Consider the following 20,614-nt stretch of genomic DNA (forward strand, 5'->3'; position numbering starts at 1 on the left):
CGGCGGAACGTTTCACGGCAGCAGGTCGGCGGGCCCCTGCGACACATGGTGCAGATGCCGGCCCGAGGCGATCATGGCGTGCAGCAGCCGGTGTCCCTCCGCCGCGGGCACGAGCCCCTCGGCGCACGCGTCCCGCATCAGGTCGAAGGTCTCCTTCGTGGTGATCCCGCGCCGGCGCGTGAAGTTGCGGGCGGAGCGGTCGTCGGTGATCCAGACGGCGCCGCGGAACTCCCGCCGCCGCGTGATCAGTACGCAGGTCTCCGCCTCCCCGAGATGCCGGGTCGGCGCGTTCGACGGGCCGCCGAAGACCGCGCGGCGCAGCCGGTCGACCTCCCGGAGCTCGGCGCTCTCGGTGATCTCCACGGGCTCGCCCAGCCAGCCGGCCTCGGCGAGCCCGGCCAGACGCGGCAGGAACCGCGCGGAGCGGGCGGCCTCGTGGGCGACGGCCTGGCTCCAGCGGCCGCGGCCGTCCAGCACTTTCTCCAGCAGCAGCATCCGGTCCACGGCGGCGAAGTTGCACAGGACGGTGTTGTCCGGGAACCACCAGGTGGTCATGGCTGGAAGACCAGGTCCCCTTCTTCGGCGTCCTGCTGGTCGGCGCCGGCCGCGGATTCGGGGGCCAGCAGGTCGTGCAGCCGCTCCACGTCCGTGTCCAGCAGCGCGGCCAGCGGGCGCAGCGTCGTCTCGCCCGCCAGATAGCCCTTGTACAACTCCGAGGCCAGACGCGGCGGGAAGCGTTCGGCGAAGGCACGTGACGCCTGCCGCTGGTACTCGTCGCCGGCGCCCGCCAGCAGATGGCAGGACTCCGTCGTCAGGGCGCGCAGGTGCTTGCGCCGTCCGGCGTCGATCAGGCCGAGTTGGTGCAGGCGTGCGGCGAGCGCGCTCGGCGACACCCGGAAGCGGACGACCAGCCGCTCGAAGGCGGTGTCCGTCAGCTCCCCCTCTGCGGCGGCCGCCGTCAACTCCCGGGCGGGCATCAGCAGATGCGAGGCGAAGACATTGGCCCGCACCTCGGCGAGGTCCTTCTGCCGGCCGGGGGCGACATGGGACTCCACCACGACGCTGCGGGCGTCTTTGGCGAGGATGTGGCAGAGCTCGTGGGCCAGGGTGAAGCGCTGCCGTGTCCACAGGTCGGTGGGCGCCAGGAGCACGAGGCGGAAGGTGTCGGTCTGCCAGGCGAGTCCGTCCACAGCCTGGGGAAGCGCGGTGATGGCCACGTCCACCCCGAAGCGCTCCTCGACCGCCGCGATCAGCTCGTCCGTCTCCAGCTCCGCCGCCGGCAGCCGCTCCCGTGCCTCCTCCGCCAGCCGCTCGCCCTGCGCCGCCCAGCGCTCCAGCGCGGGATCCGGCTCCGGCACGGCGGGCAGCTCCCCGGCCCGGTCCAGCAGTTCCAGTACCTCGTAGGCGGCGGCGAACCGCTCGGTGACCTCGCGCGTCCCCGCCGGGTCGGGGGCGGTGTCGCTGCGCGTCCGGGCCGCGAGGGCGGGCCGCAGCGGCTCGTTGCCGGTGAGCAGCCAGTCCACGGTCGTGCCGCCGGCCTCCGCGATGAGCGCCAGGTCCAGCGAGGTGAAGCGGCGCACGCCGCTGAGCGACTTCGACAGCTTGTCGGGCGTGAGTCCGACCGTCCGGGCGAAGGCGGCCTTGGTCATCGCGGCCGCGTCCATCACGGTGCGTACACGTTCGATGACATGCGGGTCCATGAAAACAGCGTAGGCGGGCCTTGCGATTATCGCAAGGCCCGCCTTTTTGGCTGTGCTGCTAGGGCGTGTTTCGAAAGTAGCGCCGGCCGCCCGGAGGGCGGGTCCCGCGGGGTCTGGTGCGGTGCATCGCAAGGCGGAGAGTCGTCCTCGTAGTGGGCTACTCGGACGATTCGACAACGCAGCGAGGTGCCGTGCCAGGCGTCGCGGGACAGGCGGGACTTTCGAAACACGCCCTAGGGCGCCAGGACCGCGTAGGCGCCGCCCGGCGCGGACTCCGTGCCGTCCGCGTCCACGGCGGTCACCCAGTAGTAGTGGGTGGTGCCGCGGGGCGCGGTGGTGTCCTTCCAGGTCGTGCCCGTCACCGGGTCCGGCGTCAGGCTCTCGTACCGGCCGTCGATCGGATCCCAGCGGTAGACGAGGTAACCGGCGGCGCCGGTCACCTCGTTCCAGCCCAGCCGCACGCCGTCGGTCACGTCCTCGGCGGTCAGCCGCACGGGCGAGTCCTCGGGGGTCCCGACGGAGGGGGTGAGGTCGAGCTCGGTGAACTCCACCACGGAGACCCCCTCGCCGGAAGCGAAGAGGGAGTTGCCCGAGGTGTCCTCGGCGTCGACGAAGTAGCAGCCCTGCTCGCCGTCGGGCAGCCGCTCGGCGAGGTACCCGGTGGCGTCCGGGCCCAGCCACTCGACCGCGTGGCCGAGGCAGACCCGCCCCTCTTCGTCCTCGTACACCTCACCGCGGTAGACCGTGTAACGGGCCAGGTCCGGCTCGGTGTTGGGGTTCCAGTGCAGACGCACCCCGTACCCCGTCGGCTCGGCCGTCAGACCGGAGACCAGGGCCGGGGGGACCTCGTCGCCGGGCGTCGTGAAGGAGGCCGGGTTCGAGGGTGCCGACGTGAGGCCGTCGACGGTCTGGACGACGGCGTAGTGGTAGGTCACGCCGCGCCGCAGGGATGTGCTGGTGTCGGTGCAGCTGAACCGGGCGGGGTCCGCACCGAGGTTGCCCTCGTGGGCGATCGTGCAGTCGACGCGGGTCGCGGTGGCCGGGTTCACCGGCGAGGTGGTCGAGCGGTACACGGTGTACGTCCCGACGACCTGCGCCTTGGGCTGGCTCCACGTCAGCTTGGCGCCGATCAGGCTCCCGAGGGGGGTCGCCGCCACGTCACGGGGCGCCTCCGGCCGGATCACCAGCGGGGCGGCGCTCGCGGTCGCCGACCTGGCGGAGGCGTTCCCCGCGGCGTCCTGCGCCGCGACGGCGTACACGTACGCCGTCCTGGGAGCGGCCGTGGTGTCCGTGTACGACGCGCCCGACGGGGTGCCGAGCGCGGTCCACGGGCCGGTCGCCGACGTCGCCCGGTACACCTGGTACCTGGTCGCGTCCGCGATCGCCGTCCACGTGAGCGCGTAGCCCTTGCCGTCGGCGGTGGCCACGACCTTCAGGCCGGTCGGCGCGGCCGGGGCCTGCTCGTCGATCGAGGTGACCGTGACCGCGGACGACAGCGCGGAGGCGTTGCCGGCCTTGTCGACGGACATGACCGCGTACGAGTAGCGGGCGCCGTTGGATGCCGGCAGGTCCCGGTAGGACGTCGCGGTCACCGGGGCCGTGCCGCCGAGCCGGGTCCAGGCGCCCGAGCCGGTGCGGCGGTAGACGCGGTACCCGGCGAGGTCCATCTCCGCGTTCTTGGTCCACGCGAGGGTGAACGCGTGCCCGGTGGCCGGGGCCTTCAGCCCGGTCGGCGTCAGCGGTTTCACCTTGTCGACCGATGCCGTCGTGCGCGGCGCGTACGTGAACTTGACGTTGGCGCTGCTTTTGAAGGCGCCGAAGTCGACGCGGAGGGTGTGGCGGCCCTTGGGGACGGTGAGGTTGAGGGTCTTGGTCTGGGTGGTGGAGACGTCCTTCCAGAGGTTGATCTTGAGGCTGGAGTCGACGTAGACGCGGATGCCGTCACGGGCGGCGGCGGTGAAGGTGAAGGGACCGCCGGAGCCGAAGTCGCGGCTGAGCGTCCAGCGCACGCCGAAGTTGTCGTTGGGGAGTGTGATGCCGGCGGGGTGGCCGGTGCCCCAGTTCTCGTTGATCGAGGTGTCGCAGGCGGTCTTTTTCGGGGTGCCCTTGAACGTGGTGTTGGCGTAGTAGGCCGCCGTCCACACCCCGGTGGAGCAGGTGGTGGCGGCGTGGGCGGTCCCGGCGGGCAGTGCGAGTGCCGCGGCCGCCGTGGCAAGGACGAGCGCGGTGGCGCCCGTTCGTATAGGCGTGGTCAAAGATTCCTCCTGAGGAGGAAAATACTGGCACTCCCGAACGCCTGTGCACCCGCGTCGCGGGTGGTCGTGATCATGCCGTGTCCTGCCGACCGCGCGGTTCCCGCGCCGCCGCGTCCCCGCACCCCGTCCGGCGCCGGAGGCGTGACGCGCCCCCGTACGGTGCGGTCCCGTCGGCCGAAGGGGTGGCGGGGGCGGCCGGGCGGGGCGTGTGGGGGCAGAGGCGGGGAAGACGCGGGACATGTCACGTGAAGCGCTGTGGACCGGTGTGGTGCCGGGTCTGGCCGTCGGGATGCTGGCCGCGGCGGTGCCGCACGCGCTGGCCTGGCGCTCCGAGGGACTGGACGTGGCGATGGCGACGGTGGCGATGTGGGCCGCGCTGCGGCTCGCCTCGGACCGCGAGGGGCCGTGGTGGGTGTCCGGCGTCCTGGCGCTGGTCCTGGTGAGCCTCGGGGTGGCGGCCTACGGGCTGGAGGGGGTGCCGCGCTACGCGGACCTGGTGCCGGTCCCCGTGGTCGTGGCGCTGCTCGCGGTCGGCGGCGTCGGCTCCGTGTGGGCCCGGCGCCGCGAGGTGACCGTGGCGGGCGCGGCGCTCGGCGCCGGGGCGCTGCTCGCCGCCGCCTGGCTGCCGCTGTGGGCGGCGGTGGCCGCGTGGGCCGCGGCTCAGGCCGGTTCGACGTCGCGGACCTCGCTGCGCACGAGGTAGTCCTCCGGCTGGAGCGGCATCCGCTCGCGCTCGGGGCTGTTCCAGTAACGGGTGTTGGCCGCGGCGAAGCCGTCCTCGCCCGCGTAGCCGATCAGCCAGACGAACTGGCCGCGCTCCCGGTCGACCCAGGCCTGGCCGATCTCGAAGCCGTGCGCGCGGCGCAGCGGCACGATCTCGGCGTGCCACAGGTCGAGCCAGGCGTCGAGCATCCCGTCCTTGATGGTGTACGTACGCAACTGCAACTGCGCGGCCGCGGTCATGCGGGACCTCTCAAGGGATGTCAGGGCGCCGCGTGGACGCGGACCTGCTGGGGGCGGACGACACGGTCGCCGACGCGGTAGCCGTGCCGGACCACTTCCGCGACGTCGCCCGCGAGTTCGGGACGGGGCGCGGGCACGGTGCCGACGGCCTCCTGGTGGGCGGGGTCGAAGCGGCCGGCGGCGACCGGGATGCGGGTCATGCCGTACTTCTCCAGGACGGTGAGGAGTTCGGCGCCCACCGAGTCGGCGAAGCCGCCGTCGATGCCGGGGTGGCGGTCGATGCGGTCCAGGAGCAGCACGAGGTCGTACAGCAGGGGCTGCATGAGGCGGCCCTCGGCGGCCTTGCGGGTGTGGTCCAGCTCGGTGCGCAGTTCGTCCAGACCGCGGCGGCCCTCGCGGTCGTTCAGCATCCGGCGGCGGAACTGGTCGCCGAGCGAGGCCATTTCCTCCCGGAGCCCGTCGACGGCGTCGGCGACGATCGCGAACGGGTCGGGGGAGGGCGGCTCCGGCGCGGGCACCGGCGCCGGCTCGGCCGCGACGGCCTCCGGCGGCAGCGGGAGCCCGGGCGGTGCGGGCGGCGTCGGCGGGACCGGCGGTACGGACGGCACGGGCGGCGGAGTGCTCATACGGTGCTCCAGGGCTGCTGCTGTCGCTGCGGGTCGCGGGCGTGCCGGGGAAGGGACTTGCGGGTGTGGAACCACCGCGGCCGGTAGCCGAACCAGGCCAGGAACACCACGACGACGGCCATCACCAGCACGCTGAACAGGCCGACCTTGCCGTCGCCGGCGAGGAAGGCCGGCACCAGGCCGGCGAAGATCACCAGCAGCATGCTGCCGCGCCAGTTCCACGTCTTGCGCAGGGCGTCCCGCGCGAGGCCGGCGTAGAACTCCAGCCGTCCCACCAGTTCCGGGTCGCCGGGGCCGACGGCGAGCCCCTGGTCGACGCAGTGCAGCACCCGCAGGGCGGACTCCGCGGAGGCGACGACCAGCCGCCGGGTGAGCGGGTGCGTGACCATCGCGGCCTCGGCGCGCAGCGACCAGACGCGGGCGATCTGGTTGCGCAGCCCGGCGTGCCCGCTGCTGTGGCTCAGGGCCTGCTCGTACCAGTTCAGCGCCTCGTCGTAGCGCGAGGCCGCGTACAGCCCGTCGCCGATGGCGATCTCGGTGTCCAGATCGCCGGGCGCGAGGACGGCGGCCTTCAAGTACCAGTTCAGCGCGGTGCCGTGGTCGCCGAGAGCGGCGTGGACGGTGCCGACCAGGTAGTGGGTGCCGGCGTCGTCGGGCTCCAGGTCCAGGGCCCGCGCGTGCTCCTGGAGGGCGTCCCGGTACTCGCCGAGGCTGCTGTGGACGGCGCCGAGCAGCCGCCAGGCCAAGGCGTTGCGCTCGTCGTGGTGCACGGCCTGGCGCAGTTCGTAGGCGGCGGCCTGCAGGTCGCCCGCGGCGATGAGCCGCCGGGCGGTGCCGACCCAGTCGCGGACGGTGCCGCCGAGGGTGGGCTGCACCGGTTCCGGCCGGGGCGGCTGCCGCGGCACGCTCCGCTTGGCGCGGGCGAGCCGCTGGTCGTACAGGGCGCGGGCGGAGGGGTCGGTCAGCGCCTTGCGGGCGTCCAGGACGCGCTGCACCTTGTCCTCGGCCTCGCGCCGCTTCTCCGCGGAGGGGGCCTTGCCGGCCCTTCCCGCCCAGCTGCGGTGCTCGCGGTCGAGATGCTTGCCGATCTCCTCCGGTGTGGCGCTGGTACTGATCCCGAACTCGGTGTAGTAGTCGGGGACTTCGGTCGCGGTCATGGCGCGGCGCCTCCGGCTCCGGTCACAGGGCGGCGGTACGGGCCACCCGGTCGCTGAGTTCCTCCAACTCCCCGGTGCCGAGGTTGTCGGGCCGCTCGACCTCGAACTCGCCCAGCCACGTGCCCGCGGTCAGGTCCTTGACCTCGACGTGGATGATGCCGTCCACGTCGTAGGCGTAGAAGACCTCGAAGGGCGCGCCCTTGGGGTACGGCGGGATCTTGAGGGTGCTCTCGCCGACGACCTTCACGTAGTCCAGGTCCTCGCCCTCGCCCTCGGTGACCTGCACGCGCAGCGCGGTCTGCCGTTCGGAGACGGTGTAGAAGGTGTCGCTCTCCTTGGCCGGGACGGTGGTGTTGTGCGTGATGATCACCGCGTTGTACTCGGGGGCGCCGGGCGCGTCGGCGTGCACCGCGACCATGCCCAGCGACTGCGAGGTGACGTCCTTGATGGACTTGACCCTGCCCTTGGTCAGCCGGGCCAGGCCGTCGCCGGGGGCGGACTCCACGTGGGCGCCGCTGCCGATGTACTTCTTGCGTTCCGCGGCCTGCTCGGCGCGCACCTCGGCGTCCAGGGCGATCAGCGCGGCGCCCAGCGCCACCACCTCGTCCTGGTTGACGCCGCGTTCCGCGCTCTTCCCGGACAGCCGCTCGACCAGCGCCGGGACCTGCGGCATCCGCGTGGAGCCGCCGACCAGCAGCACCTTGTCGATGTCGGCCCAGGTCAGGCCGGACTCCTCCAGGACGCCCTCGGTGAGGATGCGGGTGCGGTCCAGGAGTTCGGCGGTCAGCTCCTCGAACCTCTCGCGGGTGACGCGGATCTGCTCGTGCCGGCCGCCCGCCGAGAGCACGACGACGGCCTGCGGGGCGTTGGACAGCGTGCGCTTGGCGATCTCGGCCTTGTCCCGCAGTTCGGCGAGGGTGGCGCTGTCCTCGGTGAGGTCGGGGCCGCCGGCCGCCATGAAGGCACCGTTGAGGTGCTCCATGAGGGCGCCGTCCCAGTCGAAGCCGCCGAGGTTGCGGTCGCCGTCGGTGGCGACGACGTCGTAGTCGCCGTCCTCGACCTCCATCACGGTCACGTCGAAGGTGCCGCCGCCCAGGTCGTAGACGAGGACGGTGCCGACGTGCTCGTCCTCGTCCTGGTCGACGCCGTAGGCCAGCGCGGCGGCGGTCGGCTCGTTGACGATCCGCAGCACCTCCAGGCCGGCGATCCGGCCGGCGTCCTGGGTGGCCCTCCGGCGGGCGTCGTCGAAGTACGCGGGGACGGTGATCACGGCGCGCTCCACCGGCTCGCCGAGCATCATCTCGGCGTCCTCCTTGAGCCGCTTGAGGATCAGCGCGGAGATCTCCTCGGGGCGGAAGGCCGTGCCCGACTCGGAGGTGTAGACGGGATGCGGCTCGCCCATGTAGCGCTTGACGAACTGCACGACGTGGTCCGGCGCGGTCGCCGCGGACCGCTTGGCCTGCGAGCCGACGACGACGGTGTCGCCCTGGAACATCACCACGGACGGGGTGATGTTCTCCCCCTCACGGTTGCGGACGACGGACGCGGTGCCGGTCCGGTCGGCCACCGCCACCGCGGAGTACGTCGTTCCCAGATCGATTCCCACAACCCGTGCCACCCCCGGGCACCTCCCCGTACGTCATGACGCCCGAATCTGCCGGAGCGTCAATCATGCAACATGCAGGGGTGTTCACGGGATGGGATTGACGGGGTCAAAGGGGTTCAGGCGCGGCCCATGGCGCGGGTCAGCGCGATCTCGACGACGACCCGGTCCGGGTTCGGGGCCGGGGTGCGGCCGTAGCGCTCGGCGTAGCGGCGCACGGCGTCCGCGACGGCCTCCGGGTCGGTGTTGACCCGGGCCACGCCCTCCAGCGTCGCCCAGCGCCCCTTGTCGACCTGGCAGACCGCGACCCCGGCCCCTTCCGGCCCGGCCGCCAGGATGTTGGCGACCTTGCGGCTCGCCTTGTTGGTGATCACCCGCGCGAGCCCCGCCCCGGGGTCGTACGTCACCCCCACCGGCACGACGTGCGGAGAGCCATCGGGCCGGTGGGTCGTGAGCGTGCTCATCAGGTACTCCTGCCAGAAGGCGAGGTAACCGGGGTCGGGGTCGCGCGGGTCGAGGGTCATACCGGGAAGGATGTCACCCGGTGGGCGCCGGGGCGATGGAGCCCTGGGCGCGGGCGGCTCGGCCCCCGTCGCCGGAGGTCACGGTGCGGGGCTCGTGGGCGAACGGGACGTCGGCTCTCTCCTTGGAGGCGGCGAAGTCGCCTCCAAGGTTTGCCCACCCCCTTCCGGAGGCGGCTCACGGGGCTGCCGTCGAAGCGGGCACGGATGCCTGCGCGGCGGCGGTGAGGCGCGGACAGAGGACGGGACGCCCGGGCTTTTCGGCCCCCGGAGCTGGCATTCGCAGACTTGAGTGGAATAGACTCAACTTGTCTCACGCTGAACCAGGCAGCTTCTAAGTGGCTTCAGAAGGAGGAGTACGCGGACGTGGACGCCGAGCTGACCAACAAGAGCCGGGAGGCCGTCGGTGCCGCCAACACCAAGGCGGTGTCCGAGGGCCACGCGGACCTGACCCCCGCGCACCTGCTGCTCGCGCTTCTGGAGCAGCCTGAGAACGACAGCGTGCTGGACGTGCTCGCCGCCACCGGTGCCGACGCCGCCGCGGTGCGGACCGGGGCCGAGCGGCTGCTGGCCGGACTGCCCAGCGTGCAGGGCAGCACGGTGGCGCCCCCGCAGGCGAGCCGTGAGCTGCTCGCCGTGATCGCGGACGCCACCGCACGCGCGAAGGAACTCGGGGACGCCTATGTGTCCACCGAGCATCTGCTGATCGGCATCGCCCTCAAGGGCGGGGCCGCCGGCGGGCTGCTGGCGCAGTACGGTGCCACAGGCAAGAAGCTGCAGGACGCGTTCGAGCAGATCAGGGGAGGTCAGCGCGTGACGACACCCGATCCCGAGGGCACGTACAAGGCGCTCGAGAAGTACGGCACCGATTTCACCGCCGCGGCCCGCGAGGGCAAGCTCGACCCGGTCATCGGCCGGGACAACGAGATCCGGCGCGTGGTGCAGGTGCTGTCCCGGCGCACCAAGAACAACCCCGTCCTCATCGGCGAGCCCGGCGTCGGCAAGACCGCGGTCGTCGAGGGCCTGGCCCAGCGCATCGTCAAGGGCGACGTGCCCGAGAGCCTGCGCAACAAGCGCCTGGTCGCCCTCGACCTCGGTGCGATGGTCGCCGGCGCCAAGTACCGCGGCGAGTTCGAGGAGCGGCTGAAGGCGGTCCTGGCGGAGATCAAGGCCAGCGACGGCCGGATCGTCACCTTCATCGACGAACTGCACACCGTCGTCGGCGCGGGCGCCGGCGGCGACTCCGCCATGGACGCGGGCAACATGCTCAAGCCGATGCTGGCCCGCGGCGAGCTGCGCATGGTCGGCGCGACCACGCTCGACGAGTACCGCGAGCGCATCGAGAAGGACCCCGCCCTGGAGCGCCGCTTCCAGCAGGTGCTGGTGGCCGAGCCCAGCGTCGAGGACACCATCGCGATCCTGCGCGGACTCAAGGGCCGCTACGAGGCGCACCACAAGGTGCAGATCGCCGACGCCGCCCTCGTCGCCTCCGCCACCCTGTCCGACCGCTACATCACCGCGCGCTTCCTGCCCGACAAGGCCATCGACCTGGTCGACGAGGCCGCCTCGCGGCTGCGCATGGAGATCGACTCCTCCCCCGTCGAGATCGACGAGCTGCAGCGCTCCGTCGACCGGCTCCGCATGGAGGAGATGGCGCTGGAGAAGGAGACCGACCCCGCCTCCAAGCAGCGGCTGGAGAAGCTGCGCAAGGACCTCGCCGACAAGGACGAGGAACTGCGCGGCCTGACCGCCCGCTGGGAGAAGGAGAAGGAGGGCCTGAACCGGGTCGGCGAGCTCAAGGAGCGCCTGGACGACCTGACCACCCGCATCGAGCGCGCCCAGCGCGACGGCGACTTCGAGGCCGCGTCCAAGCTGATGTACGGCGAGAAGCCCAAGCTGGAGGCGGAGCTCGCCGAGGCCACCGAGGCCGAAGAGGTGGCCAAGCGCGGCACGATGGTCAAGGAGGAGGTCGGCCCGGACGACGTGGCCGACGTGGTCGCCGCCTGGACCGGCATCCCGGCCGGACGCCTGATGGAGGGCGAGACCCAGAAGCTGCTGCGCATGGAGGAGGAGCTCGGCAAGCGGCTGATCGGCCAGACCGAGGCCGTGCGCGCGGTGTCCGACGCGGTGCGCCGCTCCCGTTCCGGCATCGCCGACCCGGACCGTCCCACCGGCTCGTTCCTCTTCCTCGGCCCGACCGGCGTCGGCAAGACCGAGCTGGCCAAGGCGCTCGCCGACTTCCTCTTCGACGACGAGCGGGCCATGGTCCGCATCGACATGAGCGAGTACGGCGAGAAGCACTCCGTCGCCCGCCTGGTCGGAGCGCCTCCCGGCTACGTCGGCTACGAGGAGGGCGGCCAGCTGACCGAGGCCGTGCGCCGCCGCCCGTACACGGTGGTGCTGCTGGACGAGGTGGAGAAGGCGCACCCCGAGGTCTTCGACGTCCTGCTCCAGGTGCTCGACGACGGCAGGCTCACCGACGGCCAGGGCCGCACCGTCGACTTCCGCAACACCATCCTCGTCCTCACCTCCAACCTCGGCAGCCAGTACCTGGTCGACCCGGTGCTGAGCGACGAGGAGAAGAAGGAGAGCGTCCTGGAGACGGTCCGCACCTCCTTCAAGCCGGAGTTCCTGAACCGGCTGGACGACATCGTCGTCTTCACCGCCCTCGGCAAGGACGAACTGCGGCACATCGCCCGGCTGCAGATCGACCGCCTGGCCCGGCGGCTGCGCGACCGCCGAATCGGCCTCGACATCACCGACGAGGCGCTGGACTGGCTGGCCGAGGAGGGCAACGACCCGGCCTACGGCGCCCGTCCGCTGCGCCGCCTGGTGCAGACCGCGATCGGCGACCAGCTCGCCCGCGAGATCCTGGCCGGCGAGGTCAGGGACGGTGACACGGTGCGGGTCGACCGGGTCGGTGACCAGCTGCTGGTGGGAGCGGCCACCGGGAAGACTCTCTGAGTCCGGCGACGCGTCGCCGGCAGGACGGGCCGCGCTTGCACAGCGCGGCCCGCCGTGAGGGAGGATGGTGTTATCCGTACGAAGGGAACTCCAAGGTGAGCATCGACCCGTCCTCGATTCCGAATTTCGGGGGCCAGCCGGACCCCCAGCCCGGCCCTGCCGGGAACGTGGTCATTCCTGACCAGGATCTGGTCAAGCAGCTGCTGGAGCAGATGGAGCTCAAGTACGTCGTCGACGAGGAGGGCGACCTCGCCGCGCCGTGGGAGGAGTTCCGCACCTACTTCATGTTCCGCGGGGAGGAGGACCAGCAGATCTTCGCGGTCCGGACCTTCTACGACCGCCCGTACAGCATCGAGGACAAGCCTCAGCTGCACGAGGCGCTCGACGACTGGAACCGCCGCACGCTGTGGCCGAAGGTCTACACGCACACCCACGACGACGGCACCGTCCGCCTGATCGGCGAGGCCCAGATGCTGATCGGTCTCGGCGTCGGCCTGGAGCACTTCGTCTCCAGCACGGTCAGCTGGGTGCGCGCGTCCATCGAGTTCGAGAAGTGGATCCTCGAGGCGCTGGGCCTGGAGAAGGACGCCGACTCCCCCGACGGTGAGGCCGACGGCGACACCGAGGACTGACGCAGGCCAACGCGGCAGCCCGGCCCCGCACGACCGCCCCCGGCGGCCGCGCCCGGCCGGGCTGCCGCCGTTTCCGGCGGCGGTCGCCCCGCCCCGCCCCGCTGTCCGGCCGAAATCAGAGTACAGTCTGAGTATGGCCACGCTGCACTCGGAATCCGTCTCCTTCACCGACCTGTCGCGGAACCCCAAGGCCGTCGCCGCCAGGGCCGCCGCCCTCGGGTGCCTGCGCGTCACGCACCGGGACGCACCCGACATGGTGCTGACCACGGCGATACAGGCCGAGCGCACCGAGGAGAACCTGACCACCGCGTCCCGGCTGTTCCTCGCGCTGATGAAGCAGGACGACGGCGCCAAGTCCCTGCTGCTCGCGCTGCCCGAAGTGTTCCCCTGGGTGCGCCACTTGGACGGCGAGGAGGTCCGCGCGTTCACCGTAGAGCTCCTGGAGGCGCTGTCCGACGCCGCCGAACTGGGCGCCAGGGAGGCCGTGCACCGGGCGATCGTGTCGTGGCGCGCGACGGCCCGCATCAACGCCGACCCCGACCAGCTCAGGTCGGCCCGCATGCCGCTCGGCGACGCCGACCTCGGCCCCGTCGAGGCCCACGAGTGACCCCGAAGAGGGGTGACCGGGTCAGCGTCCCCCCGCTGAGCGGCTGGAACGTCATCCACGGGACGACGGAGGCCGTGACGGGCCGGGAGGAACTGTGCAGGGTGGCGCTGCCGAACGCGCACCGCTGCCTGGAGGCCCTTCGCACCGACCCGTTGTCGCGGGCCGACTGGAACCGGCAGCACCAGCTCCGCGGCAGGCATGCCACCAGGGAGTGGAAGGGCTCCGAACTCGAGCAGTGGGAGTACGAGATCACCAGCGGCGGCCGGGTCCGTTACCTGGTCAGTCCGGAGACCTCGACCGTGATCCTCGTGTACGCCTCCCCCGCGGCATCCGAAGGACACCGAATAACCCCGCTCAGCCGGTGAACGCCTCACGGAGGCGAGCGGCCGCCTCCGTGAGGACGTCGTCGCGCTTGCAGAACGCGAAGCGGACCTGGCTGCGGCCCGCGTCCGGGTCGTCGTAGAAGACGGAGTTGGGGACGGCGACGACGCCGCACCGTTCGGGGAGGGCGCGGCAGAAGGCGAGGGCGTCCTTCTCGCCGAAGGGGGTGATGTCGGTGGTGATGAAGTACGTGCCCTGCGGCTCGTGGACCTCGAATCCGGCCGCGCGCAGCCCGTCGGCGAGCAGGTCGCGCTTGCGCCGCATGCCGTCGCGGAAGTCGCGGAAGTAGGCGTCGGGCAGGGCGAGGGCTTCCGCGACGGCGTACTGGAACGGGCCGGAGGCCACGTACGTCAGGTACTGCTTGGCCGCGCGGACCGCGCTCACCAGGGGCGGGGCGGCGGTGACCCAGCCGACCTTCCACCCGGTGAACGAGAACGTCTTGCCCGCGCTGGAGATGGTGACGACGCGCTCGCGCAGGCCCGGGAAGCGGTCGGCCAGGGCGGCGAGCGGGATGTGCTCGCTGTCGTAGGTCAGGTGCTCGTAGACCTCGTCGGTGACGACCAGCAGGTCGTGTTCGAGCACGAGTTCCGCGACGGCGGTCAGTTCCTCGCGGCTGAGCACCGTCCCGGTGGGGTTGTGGGGGCTGTTGAGCAGCAGCAGCCGGGTGCGGGGGGTGATCGCGTCGCGCAGCGCGTCGAGGTCGGGGCGGAAGGCGGGGGCGCGCAGGGTGAGCGGGACGCGGACGGCGCCGGCCATGGCGATGCAGGCGGCGTACGAGTCGTAGAACGGCTCGAAGGCGATCACCTCGTCCCCCGGTTCGAGCAGCCCGAGCATGGCGGCGGCGATGCCCTCGGTGGCGCCCGCGGTGACCAGGACCTCGGTGTCCGGGTCGTACGTCAGGCCGTGGAAGCGCGCCTGGTGACCGGCGACGGCCTGCCGCAGCTCGGGCACGCCCGGCCCGGGCGGGTACTGGTTGCCGCGGCCGTCGCGCAGCGCCCGGACGGCGGCCTCGCGGACTTCCTCGGGGCCGTCGGTGTCGGGGAATCCCTGGCCGAGGTTGATCGCTCCGGTGCGGGCGGCGAGGGCCGACATCTCGGCGAAGATGGTGGTGCCGAACTCTGCGAGTGCGCGGTTGAGCGGGGGTCGCGAGGAGGTCATGACGGCCATCCTCCGCCGAACCTCTGGACTTCCTCAACTTTGCTTTCGGCCCCGAGGGCCAAGGGCATCACCGTGGCACAACGGAAAGCAAGGAAAGCGGGGGGTGGTACCGATGGGACCTCTTGTTGTCATTCTGGTGATCCTCATAGGGTTCGGCCTGATGCTGGGACTGGTGGTCGCGGCCGCTCGGAGCGGCCATCGGGGGCGGGGCCGAGGCCGGAGCGGGTTCGGCTCGTCGGCCGCCGATGCGGGCGGGGCGTCGGCCGGCGCCTGGTGGGCGGGGGACAGCGGCCCGTCGCCGCACGGGGGAGGCGGGGGTCACCACGGCAGTCACCACGGCAGTCACCACGGGGGAGGCGACAGCGGCCACGGAAGCCACCACTCCTGCGGCGGCGGAGGCCACTCCTCCTGCGGTGGGGGCAGTTCCTGCGGCGGTGGGAGTTCCTGCGGCGGCGGCGGGGGCTGCGGCGGCGGAAGCTGACGATACGAAATTGCGCATTGCCCGAGGCGAATCGCATATGCGCCCGGTGGGTTACTCGCCCGTCGGGCGCATTTGTGGTGAACACCTGAACCCGTGGACGCCCTTGGGGATGTAAAGCGGGTGGAGATGGGTAAAAAGGCTGAGGACGGCGCGCCTTTCATGATTGCGTATTCTCCGACCCCTGCGTGGGCGCATGCCGACGGGCGATTTCCCCACAGTCGCGGGTCGCCCCGCCTTCTTCCGTGTGAATTTTTCCTTCCCGGCCTTCTTCCTCCTTCCCTGCTTGCTCGCGATGCGCCTGCGGAGCCGACTCCATGCTCACCACCCTTCAGACCGCCTACACCGACACCCGCGCCGGGGACCTGGCCTGGTGTCTGGGAAAGGAAGAGCTGCCGGCGCTGGCCGTGCTCGACCGTGAACTCCCGGGCATCGGGACGGCGGTCGCCGCGCCCGCGGTCCAGGTCCAGCTGCGGCTGCTCGGAGCGTCCCACCAGGTCCTCCTGGACTCGCCGAGCGGACGGTGCTCGGAGACCGTGGCCTGCATGCCGGGCAGCAGCACGCCGCTGCCCTTCGGGGTGGCCAGACGGGTCGCCGGCTGGGACTACGAGTTCGCGGCGCGGATCGAGACGCTGACGTGGGGCGGTTTCGCCGGACGCGCACAGGAGTTGCTCGCACTCGTGGCCGATCACCCCAACGGCCTCGCGGGCACGTTCCCTGGTGATCCGCATGCGTTCACCGCGATGCTCGTGCAGTACAGCGGCGGGAGCGTGCTGTGGCGCACCTGGCACGCGTACCCCCAGGAGGGGCGGTTGGTCGCGACCCGGTCGAGGCTGAGCGCGCAGACATGAGCGTGGGTACGGCGGGCGACCTCCGGGGCGTCAACGCGCCGCCGGGTGCCACCCGTCGCACCCCTGTGGGTGACGTCCGACGCCGTACCCGTGACATAGCGTGCAGACATGATCGACCAGTCGACCTCCACCGCGGCCGGGTCCCGGCCCCCGGCGGGCCGGCTCCGGCTGCCCGTCCCGGCGGGGCGGGCGCGGGCCCTGGTGCTGGCCGTGGTCTTCGTCTGCGCCGCGTGCGGACTGGTGTACGAGCTCGAACTGGTCGCCCTCGCCTCGTACCTGGTCGGCGACTCCGTCACCCAGGCGTCCGTCGTGCTGTCGGTCATGGTCTTCGCCATGGGCGTGGGCTCCCTGCTCGCCAAGCGGCTCACCTGCACACCGGCGGTCGGCTTCGCCGCGGTGGAGATCGCGCTGGCGCTCGTCGGCGGGCTGTCGGTGATGGGGCTGTACGCGGGCTTCGCCTGGTACGGCCAGTCCCGTCCGGCCATGGTGGGCCTCGCGTTCGCGATCGGGGTGCTCATCGGGGCCGAGGTCCCGCTGCTGATGACGCTGATCCAGCGGATCCGCAGGCAGGAAGCGGGGGGCGCCGTCGCCGACCTCTTCGCCGCGGACTACGTGGGCGCCCTGGTCGGCGGCCTCGCCTTCCCCTTCCTTCTGCTGCCCTGCCTGGGCCAGTTGACCGGCGCGCTGTTCACCGGCGCGGTCAACGCGGTCGCGGGCGGGATCGTCGTGCTGTGGCTGTTCCGCGCCGATGTGACCGCCCGGGCGCGTGCCCGGCTGCTCACCGCCAATGTCGCCGTTTTGGCGGTGCTGGCCGCGGCGGCCTGGGCGGCCGGGCCCTTCGAACGGGCGGCGCGGGAGGCCCTGTACGGCGGCCACGTGCGGCTGGCCGAGCGGACCGCGGTCCAGGAAGTCGTGCTCACCGGCCCCCCGCTGCGGCTCTGGCTCGACGGGCGGCTGCGCGTGTCCGGCCGCGACGAGTACCGCTACCACGAGGCCCTGGTCCATCCCGCGATGGCCGGGCCGCACCGCCGCGTGCTCGTCCTCGGCGGGGGCGACGGCCTCGCGCTGCGGGAAGTGCTGCGCCACCCCGGCGTCCGCTCGGTCACGCTGGTCGACCTCGACGCCGAACTCGTCGCGCTCGCCCGCACCGACCCGGAGCTCTCCCGGCTGAACCGGCACGCCTACCGCGACCCGCGGGTACGGGTGCGGGCCGGGGACGCCTTCGACTGGCTGCGCCGGTCGCCGCAGGCTCCGGGCGCGTACGACGTCGTGCTGGCCGATCTGCCCGACCCGGGGATGTCACGCAGCGCGAAGCTGTACTCGCAGGAGTTCTACGGCCTGGCCGAGCGCGCACTGGCCCCGGGCGGGCGGCTGGCCGTGCACGCGGGCGCGCCGCAGCAGGGCTTCTGGACCGTCGACGCCACGGTCCGCGCGGCGGGCTTTCGTACCGCCGACTACTGGGTCGGCGACTGGGGCTTCGTCCTCGCCGCCCGGCACCCCCCGCCCCTGCGCCTGGCGGCGGACACCCCCCGCCTGCGCTCGCTGTCCCCCGCCTCGCTCGCGGCAGCCGCCCGTCGCGCGGACGCGTCCGCGGTACGCGACCTGCCGCCCTCCACGCTGATGCATCCGCGCACGGGCTGACCGGGGTTGCGTGGGTGGCGCTCGCGCGCGCTGGGCCGGTGCGTCTGCGATGGCTGACCCGGGTCGGGCGGGTGCCGCTCCCGACTGCCGCGCGGCTGCGTCTGCGGTGCGTGGTCTGCCGCTGTCCGCGTTGATGCGTCAGCACGCGGCCTGAGCGGGTGCCGGTGGACGCCCACGTCATGCATCCGCGTACGGCTGACTCGGGTTGGGCGAGAGCCGTTCGCGGCCGCCGCCCGGGTGCACCTGCGGTGCGTGATGTGTCGCTGCCCGCGTTGGTGCGTGTGCGTGCGGGGGTTGGGTGGCGCTCGCGCGCGTCGCGGCGGCCGGTGCGTTTGCGACGGCTGACCCGGGTCGGACGGGTGTGCCGCTCGCTACCGCCGCGCGGCTGCGTCTGTGGTGCGCGATGCGCTGCCCCGCGCGTTGGTGCACCCCGCATGGGCTGAGCGTGCGCTGGGACGATGTGTCTGCGACGGCAGGCCCGGGGCGGCTGGGCGTCGTCGCCGGCACCGTGCGGGTGCGTTTGCGGTGTGTGATCGCCGCCGTCCACGTTGATGCATCCGCGAACGGGCTGACCAGGGTTGCGTGGGTGTCGCGTGCCGGGTCGGCACGCGAGGCGGGGTGCCCCGGTCGGGCAGGGCCGTCAGGCGCGCGTGGGCGCCACCCGGGGGCGCGAACCCGGCCCGATCGCCCGACGGATCGTGCCGGGGGCTATTAGGCTCGCCCGCATGGAGCCGCATGAGGTGTTCGTTCCGTTTCCGGCCGAAACCATTCGCCAGGCGCTCGCCGACCTGGAGCGCGTCGCCCGCTGCGTTCCCGGCCTCCAGCGTGACGCAGGTGCAGCCGAGGGCCTTGCCGGCCGGCTGAGGCTCCGCATCGGCGGCTCGACGATCACCTACCGCGGCACCCTCCGGCTGGCCCCGCGTGGCGGCGGCCTGTCCGTCGAGGGCGAGGCGGTGGAGGCCCGCGGTGCCGGCACGGTCAAACTGGCGCTGGAGGTCGGTGTGGACGCCGTGTCGGGCGGGACGCTGCTGACCTTCACCGGCGGGGCGCAGGCCGACGGGCGGCTCGCGGAGTACGACGACGCCGTGGCGGCGGCCGCCGGCGTCCGGCTGCTGGACCGTTTCGCCGCCGCTCTCACCTCCGACCTGGAGCCGGCCGGGGAGGGCATCGAGGAGGTCGCCGGCCTGGTGGACCTCGCCGAGGAGGACCTGCCCGCGCAGGTCGACGAGTTCACCGTGCACGACGTGCACGAGACCCGCGGCCCCGGGGAACCCGAGGAACCCGACGACGACCTCGCGGACGACCTCGATGACGAGGACGAGGACATCGACGGCATCGGCCCCATCGGCCGGGTCCCGGACGTCCCGGAGGACCCCGCCGGGATCGACCTGCCCGCCGAGGCCGCCTACGCCCGCCGCACCCTCATCGGCCGCAGCGCCGAGGAGGTCGACCACGCCCCGCCGCGCGGCCGGTACGCCCCCGTGCCGGCCCCGCAGAACGGTTCGGCCACGGCCTCGCTGCGCCGCTACGCCCCCGCCGCCGCCGCGCTGCTGCTGTCGGCGGTGGTCGCGGGGCGCGTGCTGAGGCGCCGCAGGCGGTCGTTCCCGTAGGGTCTGGTGCGTGGCCACGGACCAGACCCATGACGGGCGAACCGACGAGAACGCAGTCCAACTCGAGGCGGGACAGGCACGGCTGACGATCCACCCGGATCGCGGCTGCCGTGTCGCGTCGCTGACCGTCGACGGCGTGGAGCTGCTCAGGCAGGGCGAGAAGTTCGGCTCGTTCCCGATGGTGCCGTGGTGCGGCCGCACCCGGGACGGGCAGTTCCGCAACGGTGGCGTGCTGCACCAGCTGCCGCGCGACGCCGGCCCGCACGCCATCCACGGCACCGGCCGGCACACCGCGTGGGCGCAGGCCCCCGGCGGCACCGCCACCGAGGCCAGCTTCTACTTCGACCTGGCCGAGCCCTGGCCGTACAAGGGCCGGGTCACCCAGCGCTTCGTGCTCGCCGAGGACCACGCCGAGCTCACCATGAGTGTGGAGACCACCGGCGACTCCTTCCCCGCCCAGGCCGGCTGGCACCCGTGGTTCCTGCGCAACCTCGGCCGCGGTGGCGAGGACGCCGGGATCGCCTTCTCCCCCGGCTGGATGGAGGAGCGCGGCGAGGACCACCTGCCCACCGGGCGCCGGGTCGACCCCAAGCCGCGCCCGTGGGACGACTGCTTCGGCATGCCGGACGGTGTGGACGTGACGCTGACCTGGCCGGGTGAGCTGCGGCTGCGGGTCACCAGCCCGGCGCCGTGGGTGGTGCTGTACGACGAGCAGCCCGAGGCGATCTGCGTCGAGCCGCAGTCCGGCCCGCCCAACGGCCTCAACACCGACCCGCGGCTGGTGACCCCGATCGAGCCGCTGGAGATGCGGGCGACCTGGGCCTGGGAACGGCTCGGATAGGCTCGCGGCCATGAGCGACGCGCGTGAAGCCCTGCTGCGGCAGATCAAGGACAAGGCCGTGGTGCACGGCAAGGTGACCCTGTCGTCGGGCCTCGAGGCCGACTACTACATCGACCTGCGCCGGATCACGCTGGACGCCGAGGCCGCCCCGCTGGTCGGCCAGGTCATGCTGGACACCACCGCCGACCTGGACTTCGACGCGGTCGGCGGGCTCACCCTGGGTGCCGACCCGGTGGCCACCTCGATGCTGCACGCCGCCGCCGCGCGCGGCCGGAAGCTGGACGCGTTCGTGGTCCGCAAGGCGCAGAAGGCGCACGGCATGCAGCGCCGCATCGAGGGCCCGGACATCGCGGGCCGGCGGGTGCTGGTCGTGGAGGACACCTCCACCACCGGGGGCTCCCCGCTGACCGCCGTGGAGGCCGCCCGCGAGGCCGGCGCCGAGGTGGTCGCGGTCGCCGTGATCGTCGAGCGCGGCGCCGCGCCGGCCATCGCGGAGGCGGGTCTTCCGTACCTCAAGGCCTTCGGTCTCGAGGACCTCGATCTGGCCTGACTCCCGTCCTGAGCTGGGGTTTTCATCAGGGGTCGGTGGTTTCACGTGAAACCACCGACCCCTGACGCATGTCCGC

The 20,614-nt window shown here is 72.7% G+C and carries 19 protein-coding genes; 10 read left to right on the top strand and 9 right to left on the bottom strand.

From position 1 onward, the window contains the following. Nucleotides 1-12: 12 nt before the first annotated feature. The 3 genes from ABZ883_RS02595 to ABZ883_RS02605 form a co-directional block, all read right to left on the bottom strand. The gene (locus tag ABZ883_RS02595; protein ID WP_360900301.1) at nt 13-555 is read right to left on the bottom strand and encodes a hypothetical protein; all 543 of its coding nucleotides are present in this window, start codon (nt 553-555) and stop codon (nt 13-15) included. Beyond that, nucleotides 552-1,700, bottom strand: a complete 1,149-nt coding sequence (locus ABZ883_RS02600; protein WP_360900304.1) for an ImmA/IrrE family metallo-endopeptidase — start codon at nt 1,698-1,700, stop codon at nt 552-554. Before ABZ883_RS02600 ends, ABZ883_RS02595 begins: the two co-directional genes overlap by 4 nt. 233 nt (nt 1,701-1,933) lie before the next feature. Then, complete coding sequence (locus tag ABZ883_RS02605) at nt 1,934-3,955, bottom strand: PA14 domain-containing protein (protein WP_360900307.1); 2,022 nt, start codon at nt 3,953-3,955, stop codon at nt 1,934-1,936. Nucleotides 3,956-4,193: 238 nt separating this feature from the next. Between ABZ883_RS02605 and ABZ883_RS02610 the strand changes: the two genes are divergently transcribed. Continuing rightward, on the top strand, nt 4,194-4,658 hold the full coding sequence (locus tag ABZ883_RS02610; RefSeq protein WP_360900310.1) for a hypothetical protein: 465 nt from the start codon (nt 4,194-4,196) through the stop codon (nt 4,656-4,658). Here ABZ883_RS02610 and ABZ883_RS02615 read toward each other — a convergent pair. From ABZ883_RS02615 to ABZ883_RS02635, 5 genes are all read right to left on the bottom strand, one after another. Next, entirely contained in the window at nt 4,616-4,918 is a 303-nt protein-coding gene (locus ABZ883_RS02615) for an NIPSNAP family protein (RefSeq protein ID WP_360900313.1), read from the bottom strand. The two genes, ABZ883_RS02610 and ABZ883_RS02615, sit on opposite strands and share 43 nt — an antisense overlap. 20 nt (nt 4,919-4,938) lie before the next feature. Next, nucleotides 4,939-5,544 carry a nucleotide exchange factor GrpE gene (grpE, locus tag ABZ883_RS02620; protein WP_360900316.1) on the bottom strand — a complete coding sequence of 202 codons (606 nt, stop codon included), beginning with the start codon at nt 5,542-5,544 and terminating at the stop codon, nt 4,939-4,941. Continuing rightward, on the bottom strand, nt 5,541-6,701 hold the full coding sequence (locus ABZ883_RS02625; RefSeq protein ID WP_360900319.1) for a hypothetical protein: 1,161 nt from the start codon (nt 6,699-6,701) through the stop codon (nt 5,541-5,543). Before ABZ883_RS02625 ends, grpE begins: the two co-directional genes overlap by 4 nt. 22 nt (nt 6,702-6,723) lie before the next feature. After that, nucleotides 6,724-8,319 carry an Hsp70 family protein gene (locus tag ABZ883_RS02630; protein WP_360900321.1) on the bottom strand — a complete coding sequence of 532 codons (1,596 nt, stop codon included), beginning with the start codon at nt 8,317-8,319 and terminating at the stop codon, nt 6,724-6,726. Between the two features lie 104 nt (nt 8,320-8,423). Beyond that, a complete protein-coding gene (locus tag ABZ883_RS02635; RefSeq protein WP_360900324.1) occupies nt 8,424-8,828 on the bottom strand; it encodes a TIGR03618 family F420-dependent PPOX class oxidoreductase in 405 nt (134 codons plus the stop codon). Nucleotides 8,829-9,191: 363 nt separating this feature from the next. Between ABZ883_RS02635 and clpB the strand changes: the two genes are divergently transcribed. The 4 genes from clpB (at nt 9,192) to ABZ883_RS02655 (ending at nt 13,393) form a co-directional block, all read left to right on the top strand. Continuing rightward, nucleotides 9,192-11,789: an ATP-dependent chaperone ClpB gene (gene clpB / locus ABZ883_RS02640; protein WP_360900327.1), complete on the top strand. Its 2,598-nt coding sequence runs from the start codon at nt 9,192-9,194 to the stop codon at nt 11,787-11,789. A 95-nt stretch (nt 11,790-11,884) separates the two neighbouring features. Next, nucleotides 11,885-12,421: a YbjN domain-containing protein gene (locus ABZ883_RS02645; RefSeq protein ID WP_360900330.1), complete on the top strand. Its 537-nt coding sequence runs from the start codon at nt 11,885-11,887 to the stop codon at nt 12,419-12,421. Between the two features lie 133 nt (nt 12,422-12,554). Continuing rightward, nucleotides 12,555-13,028, top strand: a complete 474-nt coding sequence (locus tag ABZ883_RS02650) for a prevent-host-death family protein (protein ID WP_360900333.1) — start codon at nt 12,555-12,557, stop codon at nt 13,026-13,028. Then, complete coding sequence (locus tag ABZ883_RS02655) at nt 13,025-13,393, top strand: hypothetical protein (RefSeq protein WP_360900336.1); 369 nt, start codon at nt 13,025-13,027, stop codon at nt 13,391-13,393. Before ABZ883_RS02650 ends, ABZ883_RS02655 begins: the two co-directional genes overlap by 4 nt. Here ABZ883_RS02655 and ABZ883_RS02660 read toward each other — a convergent pair. Continuing rightward, nucleotides 13,383-14,576, bottom strand: coding sequence for a pyridoxal phosphate-dependent aminotransferase (locus ABZ883_RS02660; RefSeq protein WP_360900339.1), 1,194 nt, complete (start codon nt 14,574-14,576; stop codon nt 13,383-13,385). The genes ABZ883_RS02655 and ABZ883_RS02660 overlap by 11 nt on opposite strands. Before the next feature lie 786 nt (nt 14,577-15,362). On the opposite strand from ABZ883_RS02660, the gene ABZ883_RS02665 reads away from it, so the two are divergent. The 5 genes from ABZ883_RS02665 (at nt 15,363) to pyrE (ending at nt 20,538) form a co-directional block, all read left to right on the top strand. Then, nucleotides 15,363-15,896, top strand: a complete 534-nt coding sequence (locus tag ABZ883_RS02665) for a DUF2617 family protein (protein ID WP_360900342.1) — start codon at nt 15,363-15,365, stop codon at nt 15,894-15,896. Nucleotides 15,897-16,004: 108 nt separating this feature from the next. Next, on the top strand, nt 16,005-17,537 hold the full coding sequence (locus ABZ883_RS02670; RefSeq protein WP_360900345.1) for a polyamine aminopropyltransferase: 1,533 nt from the start codon (nt 16,005-16,007) through the stop codon (nt 17,535-17,537). Between the two features lie 725 nt (nt 17,538-18,262). Continuing rightward, a complete protein-coding gene (locus ABZ883_RS02675; RefSeq protein ID WP_360900348.1) occupies nt 18,263-19,147 on the top strand; it encodes an SRPBCC domain-containing protein in 885 nt (294 codons plus the stop codon). A gap of 10 nt (nt 19,148-19,157) precedes the next feature. After that, the gene (locus ABZ883_RS02680; RefSeq protein WP_360900351.1) at nt 19,158-19,988 is read left to right on the top strand and encodes an aldose 1-epimerase; all 831 of its coding nucleotides are present in this window, start codon (nt 19,158-19,160) and stop codon (nt 19,986-19,988) included. A gap of 10 nt (nt 19,989-19,998) precedes the next feature. Then, nucleotides 19,999-20,538 (top strand): orotate phosphoribosyltransferase, encoded by a 540-nt coding sequence (gene pyrE / locus ABZ883_RS02685; RefSeq protein WP_360900354.1) that lies wholly within the window; start codon nt 19,999-20,001, stop codon nt 20,536-20,538. Nucleotides 20,539-20,614 lie beyond the last annotated feature (76 nt).

The organism is Streptomyces sp. NPDC046977 (assembly GCF_040644455.1).
Lineage (GTDB): Bacteria > Actinomycetota > Actinomycetes > Streptomycetales > Streptomycetaceae > Actinacidiphila.